At 49.0% G+C, this 22,974-nt stretch carries 18 protein-coding genes; 14 read left to right on the forward strand and 4 right to left on the reverse strand.

Translation table 11 applies throughout. The features are described 5' to 3' along the window. Positions 1-14: 14 nt before the first annotated feature. Positions 15-1,070, forward strand: a complete 1,056-nt coding sequence (locus tag BUA40_RS09155) for a glycoside hydrolase family 18 protein (protein ID WP_072800341.1) — start codon at positions 15-17, stop codon at positions 1,068-1,070. A gap of 274 nt (positions 1,071-1,344) precedes the next feature. Here the strand turns inward: BUA40_RS09155 and BUA40_RS09160 are convergent, their stop codons facing one another. Next, positions 1,345-3,579, reverse strand: coding sequence for a cellulase family glycosylhydrolase (locus BUA40_RS09160; RefSeq protein WP_072800342.1), 2,235 nt, complete (start codon positions 3,577-3,579; stop codon positions 1,345-1,347). 394 nt (positions 3,580-3,973) lie between these two features. On the opposite strand from BUA40_RS09160, the gene BUA40_RS09170 reads away from it, so the two are divergent. From BUA40_RS09170 to BUA40_RS09185, 4 genes are all read left to right on the forward strand, one after another. Continuing rightward, positions 3,974-4,882: a T9SS type A sorting domain-containing protein gene (locus BUA40_RS09170; RefSeq protein WP_072800344.1), complete on the forward strand. Its 909-nt coding sequence runs from the start codon at positions 3,974-3,976 to the stop codon at positions 4,880-4,882. A gap of 155 nt (positions 4,883-5,037) precedes the next feature. Next, on the forward strand, positions 5,038-6,540 hold the full coding sequence (locus BUA40_RS09175; RefSeq protein ID WP_072800345.1) for a glycosyl hydrolase family 8: 1,503 nt from the start codon (positions 5,038-5,040) through the stop codon (positions 6,538-6,540). 76 nt (positions 6,541-6,616) lie between these two features. Next, a complete protein-coding gene (locus tag BUA40_RS09180; RefSeq protein ID WP_178299594.1) occupies positions 6,617-7,501 on the forward strand; it encodes a BatD family protein in 885 nt (294 codons plus the stop codon). Between the two features lie 12 nt (positions 7,502-7,513). Then, a complete protein-coding gene (locus tag BUA40_RS09185) occupies positions 7,514-7,945 on the forward strand; it encodes a GNAT family N-acetyltransferase (RefSeq protein WP_072800346.1) in 432 nt (143 codons plus the stop codon). A 2-nt stretch (positions 7,946-7,947) separates the two neighbouring features. Here BUA40_RS09185 and BUA40_RS09190 read toward each other — a convergent pair whose 3' ends face one another. Beyond that, complete coding sequence (locus tag BUA40_RS09190; protein ID WP_072800347.1) at positions 7,948-8,280, reverse strand: DMT family transporter; 333 nt, start codon at positions 8,278-8,280, stop codon at positions 7,948-7,950. 92 nt (positions 8,281-8,372) lie between these two features. Between BUA40_RS09190 and BUA40_RS09195 the strand changes: the two genes are divergently transcribed. The 4 genes from BUA40_RS09195 to BUA40_RS09210 all read left to right on the forward strand — a co-directional run bounded on the left by BUA40_RS09195 (position 8,373) and on the right by BUA40_RS09210 (position 12,317). After that, positions 8,373-8,696, forward strand: coding sequence for a TfoX/Sxy family protein (locus BUA40_RS09195; RefSeq protein WP_072800348.1), 324 nt, complete (start codon positions 8,373-8,375; stop codon positions 8,694-8,696). Between the two features lie 428 nt (positions 8,697-9,124). Next, positions 9,125-10,150, forward strand: coding sequence for an adenine-specific methyltransferase EcoRI family protein (locus tag BUA40_RS09200; protein WP_072800349.1), 1,026 nt, complete (start codon positions 9,125-9,127; stop codon positions 10,148-10,150). Next, positions 10,137-11,195: an HNH endonuclease family protein gene (locus BUA40_RS09205; protein WP_072800350.1), complete on the forward strand. Its 1,059-nt coding sequence runs from the start codon at positions 10,137-10,139 to the stop codon at positions 11,193-11,195. Before BUA40_RS09200 ends, BUA40_RS09205 begins: the two co-directional genes overlap by 14 nt. Positions 11,196-11,333: 138 nt before the next feature. Continuing rightward, the gene (locus BUA40_RS09210; RefSeq protein ID WP_072800351.1) at positions 11,334-12,317 is read left to right on the forward strand and encodes an AAA family ATPase; all 984 of its coding nucleotides are present in this window, start codon (positions 11,334-11,336) and stop codon (positions 12,315-12,317) included. A gap of 66 nt (positions 12,318-12,383) precedes the next feature. On the opposite strand, the gene BUA40_RS09215 is transcribed toward BUA40_RS09210, so the two are convergent. Further along, positions 12,384-13,814 (reverse strand): hypothetical protein, encoded by a 1,431-nt coding sequence (locus BUA40_RS09215; protein ID WP_072800352.1) that lies wholly within the window; start codon positions 13,812-13,814, stop codon positions 12,384-12,386. Positions 13,815-13,991: 177 nt separating this feature from the next. Between BUA40_RS09215 and BUA40_RS09220 the strand changes: the two genes are divergently transcribed. Further along, positions 13,992-15,002: a hypothetical protein gene (locus BUA40_RS09220; RefSeq protein WP_143149752.1), complete on the forward strand. Its 1,011-nt coding sequence runs from the start codon at positions 13,992-13,994 to the stop codon at positions 15,000-15,002. 91 nt (positions 15,003-15,093) lie between these two features. Here the strand turns inward: BUA40_RS09220 and BUA40_RS14685 are convergent, their stop codons facing one another. After that, on the reverse strand, positions 15,094-17,937 hold the full coding sequence (locus tag BUA40_RS14685; RefSeq protein WP_072800354.1) for a hypothetical protein: 2,844 nt from the start codon (positions 17,935-17,937) through the stop codon (positions 15,094-15,096). Positions 17,938-18,184: 247 nt separating this feature from the next. Here BUA40_RS14685 and BUA40_RS09230 point away from each other — a divergent pair, with 247 nt between their 5' ends. From BUA40_RS09230 to BUA40_RS09245, 4 genes are read left to right on the forward strand one after another with little or no spacing between them, the layout of a single operon-like run. Continuing rightward, positions 18,185-19,468 carry an adenylosuccinate synthase gene (locus BUA40_RS09230; RefSeq protein WP_072800355.1) on the forward strand — a complete coding sequence of 428 codons (1,284 nt, stop codon included), beginning with the start codon at positions 18,185-18,187 and terminating at the stop codon, positions 19,466-19,468. A gap of 26 nt (positions 19,469-19,494) precedes the next feature. Continuing rightward, a complete protein-coding gene (locus tag BUA40_RS09235; protein WP_072800356.1) occupies positions 19,495-20,205 on the forward strand; it encodes a Crp/Fnr family transcriptional regulator in 711 nt (236 codons plus the stop codon). An 11-nt stretch (positions 20,206-20,216) separates the two neighbouring features. Then, on the forward strand, positions 20,217-20,990 hold the full coding sequence (locus tag BUA40_RS09240; RefSeq protein ID WP_072800357.1) for a PASTA domain-containing protein: 774 nt from the start codon (positions 20,217-20,219) through the stop codon (positions 20,988-20,990). A gap of 13 nt (positions 20,991-21,003) precedes the next feature. Next, on the forward strand, positions 21,004-22,920 hold the full coding sequence (locus BUA40_RS09245) for a tetratricopeptide repeat protein (protein ID WP_178299596.1): 1,917 nt from the start codon (positions 21,004-21,006) through the stop codon (positions 22,918-22,920). The last annotated feature ends 54 nt before the right edge of the window (positions 22,921-22,974 follow it).

Raw genomic sequence — 22,974 nt, forward strand, 5'->3', positions numbered from 1 at the left:
GAAGAGGTGAATTTATGAATATTAAACCGATTCTTTTGTCTCTTGCTCTTGGGGCTGCTGTTACAGCCCAGGCTGCTGCCGACAAGGTAGTTGGCTTTTACCCCTACTGGAGCCAGTATTCTCAGTTTTATCCGAAAGATATCCGCTATAACTTCGTGACGGACATTCACTATGTCGGTCTCGCTGCCGGTGAAGACGGCTCGGTCGCCTTTGCTGACGAAAACGATGCTGAAAACTTCAAGACGCTCGTGCAGATGTCCAAGGACAACAACGTAAAGTTGATTGTCTCTGTGGGCGGTATCGAAAACGAAGGCAACTTGAAGGCAATCGCTTCTTCCGAAGAACTTTTGCCGACTTTCGTTTCGAATGTCTCCAGCTGGCTTTCTGCAAACGGCGGCGACGGTGTGGAAGTGGACTGGCAGAACCTCACGGCTGAAGATGCCGAAGATTACGCCAAGTTGCTGAACGCCTTGGTTGATGGCCTTTCGGGTGCTCCGGTGACCGCCGTGATTTATCCGGCTGCCGGCATGGATGCTTACAAGGCTGACGCTCTGAACCGCCTCGCTTACGTAGACGTGTTCATGGCTGACCAGATGACCGAAGACAATTCCTCCGTGGTTCCGAACCAGAGTGCCAAATCTGTTGAAGAAACCCTGGACGCAGTGAAGGGCGCCGGCGTGAACGGCGACCTGCTCGTGCCGGTGATCTTCCTTTATGGCAAAACCTGGAGCGGCGCTAAGGGTCTCGGAACGTCTCACCAGGGTACGGGTAGCGGTAACGAAGGTTACGTGTCCTACGCCGAACTGATGGGCAAGTTTGATTCTCCGGAATACAAGGTGACCTTTGATGCTTCTTCTAAGTCCGAAGTGGCCGTGAGCGATGCCGAAACCATCGTGTTCATGGGCATTCCTTCTGTGAAGGCGGTTGCCGAACAGGTCAAGAGCGATGGCATGGCTGGCGTTGCGGTCTACGACCTCTCCCAAGACCATCACGAACCGATTGTCTCGCTCCTCGTGACTATCGGCTTGCAGCTCCGTCCTGAAGTCAATTACAAGGCCAAGAAGAAGTAATTCTCTTTAGAATAAAGCTCTTAAAGGATCCCGGCTATCGCCGGGATTCTTTTTTATTCCATTTTGTATGCCGGTGCAATTTATAGAGGCTGTGTCCTTGCTGTAGTGTTCTAAAGGATTCTTTATATGCCGTTATAGATGGCTTTTCTGGATGATTATGGATTATCTAAGATAATGTTTGGCGCCTTTGGAATGTTCTAGAAATATGGTTGGATGAAAAAGAAAGCCGGACATATCGCCCGGCTTTCTTTAAGGGAATTTCTTGTGGTCTAGATTACTTCTTGGTCCACCTGATATTCAGCTGCTTGACGCCCTGTCTTACGGTGATCAGGTAAGCGCCTGTAGGAATGTTTTCGAGGGACAGGGCGGTGTTGTTGCTCATGGTTTTAGAGAGCACCTTCTGACCCATGATAGAGAACACGTCTACGTAAATGTCACCAGATTCCTTGGAGTTGACATGCAACTGAGCGTTAGCAATGGTGGCGCGGAGCGGAAGTGTCGGCTTCGTCTTGAAGATTCCGACTTCCGGCTGCTGGCCTTGTTGCTTCATTAGTTCGGTGTAGTATTCTTCCAAGTTCACTGCAGAGGCACCGTCACCAATGATAACCGTATAAGAACGGGTTACTTCGCCGTAGTTCGCCGTTTCGTCGGCGTGGCCGGTAACAATCACGATGGCGTTCTGGTTGCCTGCAACGAGGTCGTTGCCGTTCTTGGTCAGGTAATCAGAAGATTCCTTGCCGTTAAAGGTATAAGTAACCTTGGCCTTTTCGTAAATGGCGGTGTCCGGGAAGAACTTGGCCTTAGTGTCGCCAAAGGCGAGGGTCAGGTTCCCTTGCTTGTCGGCTCCCTTACCGAAGTTACTGTGAATCTTGTTGATAGCCTTGAGGTAGGAAACTTCAACAGTATCCTGCAGGGCGGGGAAGCCGGCTGCTGCGGGGGCAGTGGCCACGACCTTTGCGGTACCGTAACCCTTGAATTCATACATGATAACCTGCTTGCCCCTCTGGAGAGAAGAACAGGAGGCGTCGGAACAGGTGGCCGTCTTGACGGAGACGATGCTCGGGTCAAGGGAGGTCAAGGTGAACTTGGCGCCTTCATCAGTGGTGTTAGCCGCGGAGACGACCCATTCCATATTCTGGCCACCAGAGTACTTCTGAGTTCTGTTGTTGGTGCAGTCGCCGTTGTTGTAGCACTTGAGATCAACAAAACCTGCAATAGTCTGCTTAGCTTCGGCGCTAACGATAACCAGGGACTGAGAGCCGTCATTACCGGTCATGATAACGTAGCCAGCTTTCTTGATATCGCCCGTAGAGGTCACGACGTTTTCGTTGCTGGATGTGTAAGTACAGCCAGACTTGAGAGAGCTTGCAACGCTGCCGGCAGATTCCTTAACCGTCGTGGCGTTAAAGGAGCAAGAACCTGATTTCAGGGACTTGGCAAACAAACTGGGCCAATCGGTTGCATTCTTCGAAAGGTAATCCTTAACGAGCTTGCCGGATTCGCTGTAGCTTGCGCCGTTGAGCTTACCAATCGTGTTCAAGTCATCGCTGCCGCTGAACATGGCGGAAGTTTCTTGCTTGTTGTTGACGGCGTATTTACTTCCGACAGCACGCAGACTCCAGTTACAGTTACTGATCTTGTTCGTTTCCATGAAGCTCATCCATTCCTGGGTGCTGCCGCTGCTCGGGCTGCCTGCACCGTCGGCATTGGTGGTACCCCATTCGGTAATGAACACGGCGTTGCCGCTGCTCTTTGCCTGGGTGGCGCGGCCACCGTAGGTGCCTACGCCATGGGTGCCTGCATAGAAGTGGAGAACGTAACCCACGTTCTTGCCGTTTACGCCACCGTATTGGGTCATCTGGGACCAGCTCGGTGTACCGACCAGAACCAGGTTATCGGTGCTGTTGCGGATGAGCGGAACAATGTTGTTGGCGTAGCCCTTCACTTGATCCCAGCTCTGGCTTACGGGTTCGTTGAAGATTTCATAAATGACGTTAGGAACGTCCTTGTACTTCTTGGCAACCTGTTCAAAGAAGGTCTTTGCAATATTCTGTTCGTTGGTGGCGCGGTGGCTGTGCCAGTCAATAATGATATAGATGTCGTTTTCGATAGCGGCTTCGACCATCTGGTCGATAATGCCCATGTAGCCATCGGGTGCGCCGGCATAGGAATAGGCTTCGTCGAGGGCGTTGCTGGTACCGCCATCGCTATCGTAGTAAGTAATGCCCATGGCAAAACGGAAAACGTCCATCGGCAGGTTTTCGGCTGCCCAGGAGATAACGTTCTTGTTGTAGTACGGCATACCTGTTGCATCGGACCAGAAAAGGCTCATACCACGAATCATGGCTTCTTGGCCGTTCTTGGCACCGACGATTTTACCGCCGTCGGTATGGAGTGCACCGTAATAGCTGACAGGGCCAATGCGTTTGGGGGTGGCAGTGGATGCAGCCGCGAGTGCCGGCACCGCAGCGAGTGCGAGCAGGCAGGGGATAAGTTTTTTGATCTTCATAATGATTCCCTTAGATAATCCCATTTCCCATCGAGGGTAAAGATACCTTAATTATGGAATATTTGGAGGGTTCTACCCCTAAAATAATGTTTACTTGTGAATACGGGGAAAAATATATTTTTTGTTCCTTTTTCCCATATCTGCAAGAAATAAAAAAGGAATGCTCATAACAGGTGTGATGCCGCTTACATTCGCAAAAATGGCGGAATTTAAGGGGGTAAGTAAATTTTTGTTATCGTTCTTGCGTTTTTTTGAAGATTTAAAGGTTTGTGCAAGTGGTATCCGTTTTTTAGCGAAAAAAAGGAAAAAATATTTGACAGGTTGCGAAAAAAAAAGATATATTAGGGTGCGAACCGCCCTTTGTGGGCATAACTTTAAAAAAAGAGAGAGAATTATGAACAAGAAAATTCTTAGCATTTCTGCCGTTTTGGCAGCAGCTGCCCTTTCTTTCGGTTTCGAAACCTGGAATGGTGCTGATGGTATTGCACGTGTTGACACCGGTCTCGACGCTGGTGAAGACAACTCTGGTTACTGGTACTTCTACGCCGATGGCGCCGATGGTGGCGCTTCTGTCGTGCAGTGGGCTGCTGATCCGGACGAAGAATACGGTGGATTGGAACCTGTTCTCGAAGCTTGCGGCAATGGTATCTGCGGTACTTACACCCTCGATAAGGGTACCTTGGACTATGACCCGTTCATCGGTATCGGCTTCAACGTTGGTGGTGCCGACGCTGCTGGTAAGGCAATCCCGGTTGACGTTTCCTCTTTGAGCGGTGTTTGCATTTCCTTCTCTGTGGATCATGCTGCTACCCTCGAACTTGGCCTCGGTGACGCTACCGACGCTAAGATCGGTTACGCAAACCCGGCTTATGACCTGGGTAAGTCTGCTACCGCCGTTAAGACTGTAAACGTTCCTTGGTCCAAGTTCGCTCAGCCGAGCTGGGCAAAGGCTGACCAGTCCATCTCCATCGACGAAGCTCTCGCTACTGTCGCTTCTATCAAGATGAAGGTGCAGGCCAAGACCGGTTCTGCAGGTCAGTTCAACATTACTCAGGTTGGCGAAAACGGCAAGTGCGGTGAAGTCGCTATCGGTGCCAAGGCTATCCAGTCTTCTCTGAAGGCTCAGCTCGCTGGCCGTACCCTTTCCTTCGGCAAGTCTGTTGCCAAGGCTGAAATTGTGAACCTCCAGGGTCAGGTTGTTATGGCTGCCTCCTCTGTGAAGACCATGGATCTCTCCAAGCTCCAGGCTGGTGTCTACATGGTTCGCGCTATGGGTCTCTCTCAGCAGATCATGCTGAAGTAATCTTACTTCGGTAAAATCTTAAGGAAGGGTTGCGGGTTCCGCAATCCTTCTTTTTTTATATGATGTAGATTACACTGGAGATTATTTTTTCTTGTTCTTTCTTTGAAAAGAGGGAATAAAATATATATTTGAGGAAAACGCAAAACGAGGTTGTTATGCATTTCAAGAAATTTTTGACTCCCATGATGGCTCCTTTGGCCTTGAGCTTGGCTTTTGGCCTTGCTGCATGTGGCGATGATTCTTCGTCGGGTACTCCTGACCCTGTTGTGGATCCGACTCTTGATCCGGGTACGACAATTCCGACCGACCCCGGTACAACTGTTCCTACTGATCCGGGTACCACGACTCCGACGGATCCGGGTTCGACCGTTCCTGTTGATCCTGGTACGACAACTCCTACTGATCCGGGTACCACTACGCCGGTTACCAATCCGGGAACTGCTTGGACGTCGCCGGTGGCTTTGGCCGCTTCTGCCAACCCGGCTTATCCTGCCAATGTTTATGCCCTTTGGAAGCCCGCTCATTTTGCGACACTTGAAGAGGAACAGGTCTATTATGCCTCTTATGCGGATGAGTTTGCTGACCTCTTCCCGGCGCAGTATTTGCCGGCCGGTCGTGTGCTTTGGTCTAACCAGAATACGGGTTACTACAAATCGTCTTGCTTGAACAAGGATTCCGATGTTGCGAGCATGAAGTATCGTGGCTGCACCGTGTCCGAAGGCGTTGGCTACGGCATGTTGCTTACTTACTTTAACGGCGATGCCGATGCATTTGTACGCATCTGGAATTATTCTAGGGCGTTCCGCGCTTATTATGACGTTAACCTTACTCCGTGGATTACCTTCAGCTTTGCCAAGAAGGTGGATTACACTAGTGCTACCGACGCTGACCTGGACATTGCAACGGCTCTTATCTTGATGTATTACAAGACCGGCTCAGCCGACTATCTTGCAGATGCTTTGAACATTATGAAGGCCATTTGGGAATTGGAAATCAACCCGACAAACTTGCTGATTTATTCGGGTGATGATGATGTCTGGCATGGAGATGGCGCAGTTTATAACCTCAGCTATTTCTCCCCGGTGGCTCTCCGCTTGTTTGCAATGGTCGATACCGATCCGACTCATAACTGGCTGGGCGTATTGGATGCTATGTATACTTATATGGCTATGGTGCAGAATGCCGGTACGGGCGTGTTCCCCGACTGGAGTGACGCTGCTGGCGTGGCTGCAAAACCGGATAACGGCTCTGCAGACAAGACTTACTGGACATTCAACAAGGAATCAGTGCGTATTCCGTGGCGTATTGCATGGGATTACTACTGGTTCCAGGATGAACGCGCCTTGGCTATCTTGACGAAGCTGAACACCTTTATTTCTGGAAAGTCTGGAGGCGATCCGTCTTCGAATGCGTTGATGGTCAACTACTCATGGGATCCGGCAAAGAGCGATGCTGCAAGCACTGGTACGGCTATTCCGTCTCATTGGCTTGGTGCTTGGTGCGTAACTGGTTTTGGCTCCAATCCGACTTGGGTAACCGCTTGTACGGATTTGTTCAATACCAGAACTCCGGCTAATACGGGCTCTAGCTACTTCACCGATATCTTGATGGGTATTTATAGTTCCTTGCTGAATGGTGGCTTTGTAAGACCGTTTTAAATAGGGGGCTTGCCCCTCGCAGGCATAGAAGCCCTTGACAAAACGTCAAGGGCTTCTTTTTGTATATTCTACGTGTATGGAAAATGATTCTTTGAATGTGGAAAATGTGGTGACGGATTCGGTGCAGTCTGCTGGCGTTGGAGATAGCGTTGTCGCGGCGCCGGAGATCGAAATGCCGACGCCGGAACAGCTTGGAATTTCGATTTCCGCGGGGCCGCAAGGTGGAATGCCCGCGGTGACCGTGGGCGACACGTTTGAATTTCCGGTGACTGTTTCTTGGGGCGTGCAAGGGAGTGCGCTTTTGGTGGTGCCGACGGGCACGGCGAATGCGAAGGGCCTGACTCAGGTAGGCATGTCGCAGGAATCGGCGCGCTCTGTGAAAGATGGCAAGGAAGTTGCCTCGATTACGTTTACCTACAAGATTTTGGCTGCCGATACGGGCAACTTGCATATTCCGGCGATGCGGTTTGAAATTCCGACGCAAATGGGGCAACCGCTCGATTTGCGGAGCGAAAGCGTGGATGTGCGCGTGAATGAACCGTTTAACCCGCTTCCGTTTGCGGTGGGGCTTGTAGTGGCGATTTGTGTGCTTTTAGCGGGCCTGTGGCGAGTGAAACGCCGTGCTGCCGTGCGAGAGGCTGCCGCGGCTAAAAACGCCGCAGAAGATGCCTTGCGTGAACGCATGATGGTCCTCAAGCAGCGCGTGAATACGGCAGATAGTCGCGAATGGCTCTTGGAACTTGAAAGCATTTGCAAGGAATACGTGGCGGAAAAATTCGGAATGGCCGCCTCCGCGGTCAACCTCGACAACCTTGTGAAAGATGGCAACCTCGAAGGCTGGGAATCGCTTGTAGAAGAATTCGCGCATGCCCGCTACGGCGGCGGCAAGCGCGATGGTTTCGAAAACAAGGAAACCTGGAAAGGTGCCATGACCCTTATGGGAATTTCTGAAGAAGACTAATCGGTCGTTTTCATGAAAATTATTCGCGTTACAAAAGAAAGCGAACGCGCTGGCGCCTACTACGTGCGCATGGCTGCGATGATGCGCAAGTACCAGATTCCGCTGGATGCTGAAATCGATGCGCATGATGGTGAAAACTGTCATTACATTTTGGCGCTGGATGATATTTACCCGGTTGCCACTTGCCGCTGGTTTGAAGTTCGCGAGGGCGTTGCCGAAATCGGGCGCGTCGTGGTGCTGCCGGAATATCGTGGCAAGCATTTAGGCCAGGCGGTTGTTGCCGAGGCTGAAAAGTGGATGCACGAAGTTGGCGTCAAGAAAGTCGAAATCTCGAGCCGCGTGAATGTCGCGGACTTCTATGAAAAAATGGGCTATCACTTCAACGAAAGTGGTAAAGCCCATCATGACACATTTGAATGCGTATTTATGGAAAAGGTTCTCTGAACCTAGTGAATATCCATCTTCGAAAATAGATTCAGTACGGCGACGCCGGAAATAATCAGGATGAGTCCGATGATGGCGCCTAGGTCGGGCATCTGCTTGAAAAAGAAGATGCCGCTGATTGTGATGAGGGCGATGCCGAGTGCCGACCAGGTGGCATACGCAATGCCGATGGGAATGGTGCGCAAGCAAAGGCTCAACAGATAGAGTGATGCCACGTAGCAAACGAGCGAGGCAATGGAAGGAACGAGTTTGGTGAACTGTTCCGACATCTTGAGGAGTGTGGTGCCGGCGGCTTCTGCGACAATGGCAAGGATAAGGAATACGTAGTTGAGCATGGGAGTAATATACAAAATAATTTGTATATTATGAAAAGACGTCATTGTGAGGCCCCAACAAGGGGCCAAAGCAATCCATTAAGGTTTTTTATATGCCGAGTTCTGAAAAGTTTCGTGACCATGTTTTGCAGCAGTTCAAGGGAGAATTGCGTGTAACGACCCGCAAGATGATGGGCGAGTACATCTTGTATGCCGACGGAAAAATCTTCGGCGGAATATACGATGATCGCCTGCTGGTGAAGCCCGTGTCTGCCGCGGTGGCGATGCTCCCCGGCGCAAAGAAACAACTGCCATACGATGGCGCGAAACCCATGCTCCGCGTGACCAACGAACAGATTGAAGACAACGGTCTCTTAGTTCGTTTGCTTGACGCGATGCTCCTTGAGTTGCCAGCCCCTGCGAAAAAGAAAAAGTAATAGTGCGGACCATTTTCCCCGCGTGGGGAATATGGTTTGTTTTTTGCCCTAAATATTATTCCCGGCTTGACCGGGCATTTCTTTTTTTACATGTCATTGCGAGGCCCTTTTAGGGCCGTGGCAGTCTCTGACAGGCATATTTATTTATATTTCCCATTGACATAGCCCCGTACCGAATGGTTCGGAGCGACCGGAATTTTTGAGATTCGTCTCTTATTCTCACGACTGAAACTACCACTTTCAAATTCTACGGGAATAAGACGAACGCTCACGTCCCATCTGGGGCGTGGGTCGTTTGTGCTTATCGTAGAAAAGGGTGTGGTAGCCCTCAGTCGTGGTAGGCTCATTCGGCTCCACGCCTTTTTTGTTTGGCATTGAGTACAAAAGCATCCAATAAGAACTTATCTCGCAGATGAGGATGCAGAAATATGCCGACAAGAATTGAGCGTATTCAAAAATCAAAAAGAAATGCAGAAGATGAATTCTATACGATATATGCAGATATTGCTGCAGAACTGCCGAATTATAGGGCTCAATTAAAGGGGAAACGTGTTTTATGCCCTTGCGATTGGGATGAGTCTTTTGAACAGCAAATTGTCTATAGTGACGGAAGTGAGGTCCGCTCGCCCGATTTGTTCAACAACTTAAATTTTGTCAAAGATATCAATATCGATGAAACACGAAAGTCCTTTGAGAAAAAAATTGATTTAATAAAATGCAATTTCATAAAATTTTTGGTGTCTCATGCTGATGCATATAAAATAAAGTCTATATCTGTTAGCGGTTTTAATCCTGCAATGCAAAAGGGCATTCGCTTTCAAGATATCGATTATTCAAATTATGATGTGGTTATTACGAATCCTCCTTTTTCTCAATTTCGGGAATTTATTGACACAATGTTTAAAAATAAGATGCAGTTTCTTGTAATAGGACCGCAAAACGCAATTACATATAAAGAATGTTTCAAATACATTTATGAAAATAAAATGTGGATAGGTTATCATTTCCATATGACAGGGTTTGACCGTCCTGATGGAACACATATTCCTAAAAACGATAATAAAGTTCGGTCTTGTTGCTGGTTTACAAATATGGAAGTTTCTTTAAGACATGATGAAATGATTTTGACGGAAGAATATTCTCCTGAAAGGTATCCAAAGTATGTCAACTATGATGCTATTCATGTGAAAGAGACTAATCTTATTCCGTACGATTATCCAGATGAAATGAGCGTTCCTATTACATTTCTTCAGAAATATAATCCTGAACAATTTGAAATACTAGGCTGTAGTGGTACATTGGCAAAACCGATGAGAGAAATTGCTGAAAAAGGGGAATATCAGCAAGGAGGGGCGGCTTTTTACAGATTGTGTCCGGATGGAAAGTATAAATACCATCGAGAATTTCCAAGAATTGTCGTGAAAAATAAGAAGGTTCGTCATGATGAAGATTAAAGAACTTTACGAGAAAATTCGCGATGGAATCATCATCAGTGATATTGATTTGCAACGCGAAATCATCTATAACACGGAAAAACAACAACTTGTAATTGATAGCATCTTAAATCAAGTGCCGCTTCCTGCTTTTTATCTTTGGAAAAACGAAGATGAAAAGTTAGAGGTGTTGGACGGCAAGCAGAGAATCGAATCAATAAAGAAGTTTATAGAAAATGATTTGATGTATAATGATAAAATTTGGAAGCAGACGGATCGTGAAACGCAGGATAAATTTAATTCCACAGAACTTAGTGTGATTGTTTGTTCGGGTTCAGAAGATCTTAAAAGAAAGATATTTAATCGCATAAATACTTTAGGTGTTCCGCTTAGTCCTTATGAGGTGTTGAATGGGCTGTATAATGGAGAGTATTTACGAGGTGTAACGAGTTATATAAGTCAAGACAAAGATGCTCTTAAAGTACTCGGACCTAATAACCGAGGAAAGAACCAAATGAAGGTTCTAAAATACATTTGCAATCTTCGCAATGTTAAGGAACTAGATGATTATGTAAAAACGAACCAGAGCAAATCTTTTGCTGATGACCAAAGACTGATAATGAAAAATCTCAAATTTATTCGGGAAGTCTTTGACGATTATGGATACTTGGACATCCTTTTCAATCTATCAATAAAATACGCAAAAGATCTGACTATTTGGAAAGAACACAAATCAGATATAAATATACGCATAAAGCGTTATTTAAAAAGTGACGATGCGAAATTTACGGACAAGGCTGTTGAAATAGAGAATATTATCCAGGCAATTGTTCAAGGCATTAGTGTCGATGACAAAAGGTTGTTTACTGTGGATGATAAACGGGAACTGCTTGCTCAAAAAGAATGTCAAGAAAATAAGTATCAGTGTGAATGTTGCAAAAAATGGTTTTATAAAGAAGAACTACAAGTGGATCATATAGAACCTTGGTCTAAAGGCGGTCGAACCGTTTTGTCAAATGCTCAGTTACTTTGTGGTCCCTGCAATAGGAAGAAAGGGAATATTTAGCTTCGAATTCTTTTTTCGGGGTGTTAGGGGGCTGAGCCCCTTTTCCTAACCACCAATCACTAACCACTTTCCAGTCCCATTTGCCTTTTTTCGTGGAATTTTGTATCTTAATTCGCGAAAACAGAAGAGGTTAACTAAATGGATATTCAGGAACTTTCGGAAAAGGTTAGACAGCAGAGTGCTTTTTGCATGAACTTGCTGCGTGAAGTGGAAGGTACGGTGATTGGCCAGAAGGCTCTGGTAGAAAGCATTCTGACGGGTATTCTGGCGGACGGTCACGTGCTGTTGGAAGGCCTGCCGGGCCTTGCCAAGACGACTGCGGTGAAGGCTTTTGCCGATGCCGTGTCGCTCGATTTCAAGCGCATCCAGTTCACTCCTGACCTGTTGCCGGCCGACTTGCTGGGTACCACGATTTACAACGCGAGGGAAGCGAAGTTCGAGACCCGCAAGGGCCCGCTCTTTACGAACCTGGTGCTGGCCGACGAAATCAACCGTGCTCCCTCGAAGGTGCAGAGCGCCTTGCTCGAAGCGATGCAGGAACGCCATATCACGATTGGTGACGAGACGTTCAAGCTCGACGAACCGTTCCTGGTGCTTGCCACGCAGAACCCCATTGAGCAGGAAGGTACCTACCCGCTGCCCGAAGCCCAGGTGGACCGTTTCCTGTTGAAGGTGAAGGTGTCTTACCCGAACAAGGCCGACGAAATGAAGATTCTCGACGCCGTTGCCGGTGCGGGGCTGCGCCAGCCGCAGGCTGTCGCCACGAAGGAAGATATTCTGGCCGCCCGCCAGCTGGTGAAGCAGGTGTACGTGGACGAACGCGTGCGCGAATACATCGTGAACCTGGTGCTTGCAACCCGCGATCCGGGCAGCATCAAGCGCAGCGACTTGGTGGGCTTTGTGGAAGTGGGCGCCTCTCCGCGTGCTTCTATCGGTCTTGCCCAGGCTTCGAAGGCCCATGCGTTCATTCAGGGCCGCGCCTACGTGACGCCGGAAGACGTGAAGGCTGTCGCTATGGAAGTGCTTCGCCACCGCATTATCCTGAGTTACGAGGCCGAAGCGGAAGAAGTTTCTGCCGAAACCGTCGTGCAGAAGATTCTCGACAGCGTTGAAGTGCCGTAACCTTCGCTGTTGTCGCGCAGAAATCATTTGAAAAAAAAGAACGCCCCGGAAGGGGCGTTTTCGTTTTTATTCGTCTATAACTTCATCTATAGTTTCATCCGAAACGGGCTCTTCAACAGGACTTTCGACAATCGTGTTGAGTATCATGTAGGACTTTATGGTCGTATCTTTGACAAGCGTTTCTGCTAGGCGATTGAAAGTCTCCGTGATGATGCCTGTGCTGTCAATGGGAAGGTGTTCTTCATTGGACGGAGCGGGAATGCTATTTTTCAAATAGATCAAGTCTTTGTAAATGAGGTATGATTCTGCATCGCTATCTTTGACCATAAGAATGCTGACGGAGTCAATGAGAGCTGTAATAGCATCGTATGGCGAAATAGAGAAGGTTTGTATATCTTGTTTATAGCCTGATTTATCGGATTTGACTTTTTGATAGTAGAGGGTGTCGTTTCCCTTCAATTTGTACTTCGCTATGAAATAGTCGAAACCTAAGTTTCTTTCAGAAGTAATTTGGAATTTGACGCTATCCAGCTTTACAATTTCTCGTTCAGGTGGAGCGGTCCTTTGGGAGGAGAAATTCAATTTCTTTGAGAAAGTATAATGATTTGTGTCTTTGGGTGTGGATGGTACAAGCCATTTTTGGTAGAAAAGGGCGCAGGAAAGTTGAGCTACAGAATCTGTTCCCAGAAAACTGGAAAGTTCTTCGCTGTTGTGGTAACTGAGGTAAGCTTCGGGAATGTCATGGTCTGATGGCTCTGTGAATTGGAGTGGAAGCCGAAGTGTGTCAGGGGGCATTCCGGCCTTTACCAAGATGCAATGGGAGTAGGTTGTGTCGGGAATGAGAAATTCACCGAAAGTGTACCAAAGTATCGGCTGGAATCCAAGAATGAGGTCACCTTTGTTGAAAGCCCCTCTTTCTCTTGGATTTGACTGAATGTCCGTAGCCATCCAGCAGGTACCGGGCTCTTTGCTCATGGAGGCTTTGAATGTCATTAGGACGTTTCGACATTCTTCTGAATCAAAATGAATTTTGAAAACATGGTCGTTGACGAAATCGGGAAAATCAAATGTGCCTCGGAAATGTTTTAGGGGTGATTCTTGGGTGGAGTCCAAGTTGAAGGCGATGGGTTCGTCATCCATGTATAGCTTCATTTTATCTACAGTACAAGAACTCGTGTCTGCGATAGTGTAGTCCAGTAGGATGTATCGGAAATCATTTAGAGTGAAGGTTGTGTCCAGTATATTATACGCGTCACCGAACCAATTTAAATTATCCCAAAAAAACATTCTTAAACCAGTATCGCTGTCCTTGGTAAATGAAATCAAGGAGCCGCTTTGGAACATATATCTAGTCTGGTCTTGTAGTTCCCACCATTGGGGTTGGGAAATAATTTGCTCTTCTTGATTGTTTGATGAAGACGGCTTGTCGCTACAAGCGACAAGTGCTGCTAATAAAAAAAGAGTAATAGGAGTGAAAATAAAGAACTTGTTTGTCATAAGCTAAAGATAAATATATATATTGTTGGTTGCAATACGGGGTAAATTCTTATGATAAATATTCTTATGTTATTCGTGATGACGCTTCTGTTTATCGCGTGTGATGATAGTTCCGCAAACTCTAGCGCAGATAACGATATATCATCCTCGTCATATGAAGGAGAAAGTAGTTCGTCTTTGGATTCCTTGGAATATGTTGAGCCCCCTAAATTATCGGGTAGAGAATACAATCCGGATTTTAATGCGATTATTGAGCAGCTTGCTCCTCCTCTGTATAATGATGGAAAGTGGGTAATGGGCCGTTTTGAAATAGAAAGGCTGGGACTGAATGAAAATGGAGTGCCTGTATATGATAGTTATTACGTTTTCTTCGTGTCCAAAGATGATATGGCTACATGGGAAAAAACGGATACGCTAAGGTGTAACCGCCACGACAATATAACATCGGCTTTTACATGGAATGGTCGTTTTTATTATTTATTTCATGTAGATGAGGAAACAACCTTCTTTTTCAGTTCGGAAGATGGTTCCCAATGGGATTCTATTCCTGTGGTGGGGCTCCCTGCGGAATTTCTGAAAGATGAGGTGCTGCAAAAGGCCGATTTCCATGTGGCCAATAATAAAGTCTTTGCGACAGGTGTCGATCCTTGTTATGTGTCATCTGACTTGGAAACGTGGCAAGAGATGAAGCTGCGTGACGGTGGATCTGCATGTGGAAACAATGTGGCTTGGGGTGAACCTGGCTATAGAATGTCGAGCGGAAGTGGTGTAATTAAGTATTCGGATGATGGTATTATATGGGATTCTACAAGTACGAGTGGTACTCTTAACGGATATAAGATTGCTTTTGGTAATGGCGTTTATGTAAGGGGCACCTATAATGGAGGCGATGCGTTGCAGTGGTCGAGAGATGGTCTTGAGTGGCACCGGGCGAATTTTATGAATAGCAACCCTTCTTCTATTTTCTACGAGGGTGTCATTTTTGGGGGAGGGATCTTTCTTGCCTATGGAGGCGGGATGATGGCCGGCTCAACTTCGTATTTGCTTGTTTCTGAGAATGGCCAGGACTGGGTACAACAAGACAGGGTCGCGTATAGAGATATTGAACGGGTTGTTTACGGCAATGGAAAGTATGTAGCGACAATTTACGGAGAAAACTACTTCGCCGTTTTCCAGAAGGAACCTTAACAGAGAATATGGTTCTTTATTGTCCGTTCAAAAGGATATAAAAAAAGAACGCTCTTTTCGGAGCGTTCTTTTTGTATAGGTTCGTAGCTGCTTACTTCAAGAAACCGCGATCCATAGCCGTGACCGGGATGATTCTGATGTTGTCGGCCATATCTGTGATGATGGCAACACCGGTCAGGTAGTTGATCCAATGCTTGTCATCGGAGGAATACTTGTGATAACGCAAGTCGCGTCCGTCTGCACCATGGATTTGGCGCTTGCTGATGGAGATGACGAACGGAACCAGGAATTGGTCGTGCGAAATGGCCAAGGTGACGCCCGGCTTCATCTTGTCATAGGTGAAGTACTTATGGACGATTACGTCTACGATGCTGTCGACATCGAAGAAGGCGGCTTCGCAGTTGCTTTTTTCGGTGCTGTTGCTGTAATCCCTGTAGGCAGCTTTAGAGAATCCGCCCCAGCCGGATTTGCAGGAGTTACGCTTGCTTTCGTTCTTGACGTACACCTTTTCTAGCAGGTCATTGTTTGTGGTCTGGAAGCTGTTATCGGTTTCGCTAAACCAGGTGAGGCTATCGCCCATGTACTGACTCTTGTTGTTGCCGATAATCCACGCGGACTGCTTGGCACGGAAATAATAGGTGTGCATGTAAGAGAAGTCGTCGAGGCCCATTTCTTTAAGCCTGTTGCCGACGGTGGCGCACTGTTGTATGCCCGTATCGTTCAGCGGATCGTTCGGTCCGTACTTGTCGCTGGGACGTGCGGCGTGGCGGAGAATGAAGGTCACCTTTTCAGTGGGGCGGAGGCAGCCGAATACATCGTAGATAGAAGAGAACTGGTCGGTGGTGGAGCGGAGAGCCTTGCATTCGTCGCTGAGAGGCTGAACGCCAGGTGCGTCTTCGCCGTCTTTTCCGTCCTTACCATCCTTGCCGTTTTCACCGTTCTTGAGTTCGCCAATCTTTTCGGTGCCGCAATAGATGTCGTAACCGTTGATGGCATCATTCTTTACGACATAGCAAGAGGTTCCATCTTTACCGTTGTCACCATCCTTGCCGTCGTTACCATCTTTACCGTCGGCACCATCCTTGCCGTTTTCACCGTTCTTGAGTTCACCGACCTTGATGTTGCCGCAGAAAATGTCGTAGCCGTTGTTGGTCTGGTTCTCTTCGATACGGCAGGAAGTGCCATCTTTACCGTCGACACCGTCCTTACCGTCAGCGCCCTTTTCGCCGTTGCGGAGTTCGCCGACTTTGAGCTCGCCGCAGTAGACATCGAAACCGTTGATGTTTTCGTTGGCTTCAACGCGGCAAGACGTTCCGTCCTTACCGTTGTTGCCATCCTTACCATCTTTACCGTCCTTGCCGTCAGCACCCTTTTCACCATTGCGAATTTCGCCGACCTTTTCTTTACCGCAGTAGACGTCGTAACCATTGATGTCGTCGTTGGCTTCAACGCGGCAAGATGTACCATCCTTACCATCAATGCCGTTGTTGCCGTCATGACCGTCGTTACCATCTTTACCGTCGGCGCCGTCCTTGCCGTCTTTACCGTTGTAAAGTTCGCCAATCTTTTCGGTGCCGCAGTAGACTTCGTATCCGTTAATCTTGTCGTTCTTTACGACAGAGCAAGAAGTACCGTCCTTACCGTTGTTGCCGTCATGGCCGTCGTTGCCATCCTTACCGTCGGCACCATCCTTGCCGTCTTTACCGTTGTAAAGTTCGCCAATCTTTTCGGTGCCGCAGTAGACTTCGTATCCGTTAATCTTGTCGTTCTTTACGACAGAGCAAGAAGTACCGTCTTTACCGTCCTTACCGTCTTCGCCGTCTTTACCATCAGCGCCATCTTTACCGTCGGCACCATCCTTACCGTCAGCGCCCTTTTCGCCGTTGCGGAGTTCACCGACCTTTTTACCGCCGCAGATGACGTCATAGCCGTTGTCGTTTTCAGCTACGGTGCAAGAGGCCCCGTCTTTACCATCGTTGCCATCTTTACCGTCCTTGCCATCCTTGCCATCGGTACCATCTTTACCATCGACACCATCCTTACCGTCAGCGCCTTTTTCGCCGTTCATCAGTACGCCGACCTTTTCGCTGCCGCAGTAAACGTCGAATCCGTTGATATCCTTGTTGGCGATGACTGTGCAGGAAGAGCCGTCCTTGCCGTCTTTACCATCGATACCGTCTTTGCCATCCTTTCCGTCTTTACCGTCGGCGCCCTTTTCGCCATTGCGGAGTTCACCGATTTTCACGTTGTCGCAAATGACGTCGTAGCCGTTGATATCCTTGTTGACATCGACGCGGCAAGAAGAACCGTCCTTACCGTCTTTACCATCGGTACCGTTAGTACCATCCTTACCGTCGACACCATCTTTACCATTGGTGCCATCCTTTCCGTCGATGCCGTCCTTACCATCTTTACCATCGATACCGTCTTTTCCGTCCTTACCATCGGTACCGTCTTTGCCGTCGGCACCCTTGTCGCCGGTGTCGCCCTTTTCGCCGTTGCGGAGTTCACCGACCTTCTTGCTGCCGCAAAGAATGTCGTAGCCGTTGATGTCGGGATTTTCAATCACTGTGCAGGAGGAACCGTCTTTACCGTTGGAGCCGTCCTTGCCGTCGATACCGTCTTTACCATCGACGCCATCTTCTCCATCCAAGCCGTCCCACACGACACCTTTGAGCGTGTCGGCGCAAATGAGCTTGTAGCCAGTTCTGTTGCTTAATCCAGTCGTGTCGGCAACGGTGCAGCTGGTTCCGTCTTTACCATCCTTGCCGTCTTTTCCATCTTTACCATCCTTGCCGTCTTTGCCGTCGCTACCGCCGGAACTCAGTTCGCCTTGGACGCCACTGAGGGTTTCGTCCTCGCAACCAGAAAGAATGACTGACATGAATAAGGGAATTGCCGCCAATACGGCAACCTTTGTGAATTGATGATTCATATTAGCTCCTTGAAGTGAGCCTCAAATTTAGTTTATATGTGTAAACATTCCAATACGTAGTTTGTATAAAAGCTGTAAGATTTTTGTAACATTTTGTGGCTTTTTTGACCTGATTTCCGCAATTGGTGGCGGAGTGTCGGCTGTCGTCTGCCATTCACTTTTTTATCTTTAGGGCGAAAAAGGGCTCAGGGAAATTCCCTGGGTAGCTTATTTTCGTGTTTAACTAGCTTAAAAAAACGAAGGATATATGGCAAATCGTGTTGTGATCGGTTCCCAATGGGGTGACGAAGGCAAGGCCAAGGTTGTTGATTTTCTGACTCTGGACGCAGACTACATCGTGCGTTTCCAGGGCGGCGCAAACGCAGGCCATACCGTAGAAGTGGGCGACAAGAAGTTCGTGTTCCACTTGATTCCCTCGGGCATTATGCACGAAGACAAAATTTGCGTGATCGGTAACGGCGTGGTGCTTGACCCGGTGCAGACGCTTGCAGAAATTGCAGACCTCCACACGAAGGGAATCAACCCGGAAGGTCGCCTGTTCATTGCCGACAACGCACACGTGGTGCTTCCGTACCACTCCACCCTCGACAAGGCCAAGGAAAAGAAGGCTGGCAAGGGCGCTATCGGTACAACGGGCCGCGGTATTGGCCCCTGCTATAGCGACAAGGTGAACCGTATCGGCGTTCGCGTGGGTGACCTCATGGACGAACGTGAACTGCGCCCCCGTGTCGAAGCGATGGCCAAGGTCCACAACGAAGAATTCAAGGTGATGTACGATGTTCCCGAAATTGATCCGGAACAGGTCATCAAGGATTACCTCGAACTCGGTCAGAAGATCAAGCCGTTCGTGCGCGACGTGAGCGCTATGCTCTATGAAGCCGTGAAGTCCGGCAAGCGTTTGGTGTTCGAAGGCGCCCAGGGCACCATTCTCGACGTGGACCAGGGTACTTACCCGTTCGTGACCTCCAGCAACACCGTTGCCGGCTATGCTAGCTGCGGCGCAGGCATTGGCCCGACTGCCATTGACCAGGTGGTGGGTGTGGTGAAGGCTTACACGACTCGCGTGGGTAACGGTCCGTTCCCGACTGAACTTTTGGATGAAACGGGCGACACGCTCCGTAAGATTGGTAACGAATACGGTGCTACCACGGGCCGTAACCGCCGCTGCGGTTGGTTCGACGCTCCGGTGGTCCGCAAGGCTGCCGTGGTGAACGGTCTCACTCACTTGGCCATCACCAAGCTCGACGTGCTCGATACCTTTGATTCTATCAAGATTTGCACTCACTACGAATGCGACGGCGAAAAGATCGAAAACTTCCCGAACCAGCTTTCCAAGGTCGGCCGCTGCGTGCCGGTTTACGAAGAAATGCCGGGCTGGAAGTGCGATACTACCAAGTGCCGCAAGCTTGAAGAACTGCCGGAAAATGCCCGCAAGTACCTGAACCGCATGGCAGAACTTGTTGGCGTGAAGATCGGTATGATCTCTATCGGTGCTAAGCGCGACCAGAGCATTATCGTAGATTTGGACTAGGAATCTAAAAGAAGAAGGAGAAGGAAATGGACAGCAATGTATGTGGACTCTTGAAAGGGGTTGACCTTTTCTCAGAATTGACGGAAGAACAACTTGGCTTGCTTGCCAATTTGGTTGTTGTCCAGGACTTCAACCGCGACGAAACGGTGGTGCTCGAAGGCGACTGCTCGATGAAGGCCTTGTACCTGATTGCATCGGGAACGGTGCAGGTCTACATGACCGGCGTCGATGGTCGCGAGACGATCCTCAGTTTCTTGGAACGCGGAGACTTCTTCGGTGAAATGTCGCTCATCGACGGCGAACCGAGGTCCGCCTCGGTGCGCACCGTGACCGACGCCCAGTTGATGATCATTCACCGGGAACCGTTCCTTACTCTTATTCGTCAGACTCCTGAAATTGCAATGTCCTTGCTTTCTGAAATGAGCAAGCGACTCCGCAAGGCGAATAAGCAGATCGGTTCCCTTTCCACCATGTCTGTGAGCGGCCGCGTGGCGGGCACTCTCCTGAACTTGATGGAAGAACGCGGTATGCGCATTCACACCGACAACGGCCAGATGGTGACGGTGATTCACAATCGTCCGACGCAACAGCAGCTGGCGGACATGTCGGGTACCACGCGCGAAACCGTGAGCCGCATTTGCTCCATGCTTGTAAAGGCGAATGCAATTGCCATGACCGGCAAGGATATCGTTATCTTTGACGAGAACGCCTTGCAGGAAAAAGCAACTAAAGGGTAGTTTTACCTAATATGGATAAAGTAAAGAATATTGCGAACAAAGTTCTGGCTTGGCTCAAGACGGCGCCGGTTGTGAAGGCGATTGGTATTTGGGTCGTCCTTTTGATTATTCTCGCTTTTGCGGTGGACAAGTTGGTGATGCCGATTTTCTCGGGCCATTTTGCCTCTACGGGTGAAGTTCCGAATTTGGAAGGTATGACCCAGGAAGCGGCAGAAAAGGCGCTGGACGAAGCGGGCTTTAAGTATGAATGGCTTGCAGAAGGCCGCTATAACGCCCAGATCCCGGAAGGGTTGGTGCTTGTGCAGATGCCTGCAGCCGGCCGTACCGCAAAGCTTGGCCGTACCGTCAAACTCACCAAGAGCTTGGGACTTCGCGAAGTGGAAATTCCCGACTTGCGTGGTAAGAGCCAGAAACAGGCCGCAATTTCTTTGAGTCGTGCAGGCCTTGTGCAAGGCGCGATCGTGAAGGGCGCTCACCAGAGCATTCCCCGCGGTGTCGTGATTCGCACAATCCCGTTTGCAGGCCAGAAGGTTCGTGTCGGCGATACGGTGAAGGTCGTTATCTCGGCTGGCGCAACTCAGGGCAAGACGCTTCTTCCCGATTTTAGCGGCGAACAGATCGATAATGTGTATGCCAAAATCGATGCTCTCGGTTTTAGAGTCGGAAAGGTCAAGCGCAAGAAAGATGAAGAAGGCCGTGCTCCTGGCACCGTCATTGAAACATCTCCGAGACATGGCGATTATCTGCCGCCTGATTCCAAGATCGATTTCGTGATTGCGGACTAAAATGCACATGAGGGTGTTGTTTGTTTCACTTGCAATGGTGGCGACTCTCTTTACGATGTCGCTTTCGCTCGGAGCGTGCGCTTCGTCGAAAAAGGGTGGTGCCCTGACGGCAGCGGATTCTGCTGCGATTGCCATGGCGGTGAATGCAAAGTTGGATTCTATACAGAGAGCGGCTGAAGATTTGTCCCAGAATGTGGATGCCGCCCATGAATCCTTTATTCGTGCCCAGGAAATGGAATTGCGTGGCGAGAAGGCGTTGGCCAATGTGTTCTGGCAGCATGCTGCAGAATCGGACCCCAACAGCCGATACCTGGCTTTTAAACTTGCCGAAATCATGATGTCGCAGGGCTCTGATTCTCTCGCCCTGATTCAGGCGCAGCGTGCGCATAAGTTGAAAGGTCGCCCGACGGCCAGCCAGCTGGGGATGCTTGCCCATTTGTATGTGAAAGACGGCCGCGCCGATTCTGCCCGCAAGTATTTCAATGCGGCTCTGGATACCTCCCGCTATCAGGATATGACGCTGCTGTACGATTACAGCCTGTTCCTGGAAGCGGTTCAAGACACGAAGGAGCTGACCCGAGTCTATGACCTGCTTTTACCGCAGGTGAATTACATGCCGACGCTTTTCCAGCGTCAGCTCAAGTTGCTTTTGGACCAGGGCAAGGATTCCGCTGTCGTGGAACTTTTCGAAAAAGGTCACGAAGCTACCGGCGACAAGAAAATGCTTTTGCAGATGGTGCAGGGACTCGTGTTCCAGCAGCGCTTGAAAGAAGCCAAGGCGGTGGTGGACACCCTTACGGAATCAACTCAAGATGACGAATCCATGATTGTGCTTTTGATGAGCGCACTGGCTGAAACAAGTCGCGATTCGGCTTATGCCATGCTCAAGAAAAAGTATTACGTGGACCAGGTGCGTACACCGATGCTTGCGAATTTCTTGGGCCATTACGAACATATGTTCGATGACCTGGACAGTGCGAAGAAGCATTTGAAGATTGCCGCAGAACAGTTGGGTGACCAGCGGGTTTATGCGACCAATGCCTATCATGCGCTTTCGGCTATAGCCTTTAAAGAAAAGAAGAATAAGGATGCCGTACGCTATGCCGAAAAGGCGGACTCTGTGGCGCTGGGTAGCGACAAGGCTGCTCTCGCTTTGACCTACGGCACGGCAGGGCTGTACAGCAAGGCTTACAAGATGCTTGATTCGGTGATTGCGGTGTGGGACAAGTGGACGCCCATGGAAGGAATCGCCGACTCCGCTTCGATTCAGCGGATGAAAGTGGATGTTGAACGCAACAGACGTCAGTTCCGCAGCGTGTATGCCCGCATTTTATGTGTGGAAGCCCAGGAAGTCTGGCAGAAGGACATTGCGGATTCCGCCCGGATTAAAAAGGCGCTTGCCTTGCGTGAAAAGGCTGATGGATTCTACAAGGAACTTGCCACAAAGGATACTTCAGATGCGGGTGTTCTGGTACTGATGGCCATGAACTTGGAACGCATGGACCGCTACGAAGAAGCTTTTGCCTTGTTCGAAAAGATCCTGAAAATCAAAAACGCTACAATCGATCGCGCTGAGGTCTTGAACTATTACGGCTACACGCTGATTGACTTGAACCGCAATGCCGCTGAATTGGACAAGGGAATTGCCATGGTCGATCAGGCCCTGTTGATGGAAAAGAATGGCCAACCGTCGGAAGCTTATTTGGATTCGAGAGCCTGGGGCTTTTACCGCAAGGGAAAATTTGAAGATGCACTTACGGTAATGAAGCTCATCAAGAGCCCTCACTTTGACGACGATTACGTTTACTGGGAACATATGGCTGCCATTTATGATGCGCTTGGCATGAAGGCCGAAACCAAGGCCGCTTACAAGAAACTGAAAAAGCTGCAGCCGCATCACCCCGCCGTGAAGAAGTTCTATAAGAAGTAGACGGTAGGAAGTGACAGTGGTTAGGGTGCCGTTGAAGTTTATCTGTTCCATATT

Source organism: Fibrobacter sp. UWT2 (assembly GCF_900142545.1).
GTDB lineage: Bacteria > Fibrobacterota > Fibrobacteria > Fibrobacterales > Fibrobacteraceae > Fibrobacter.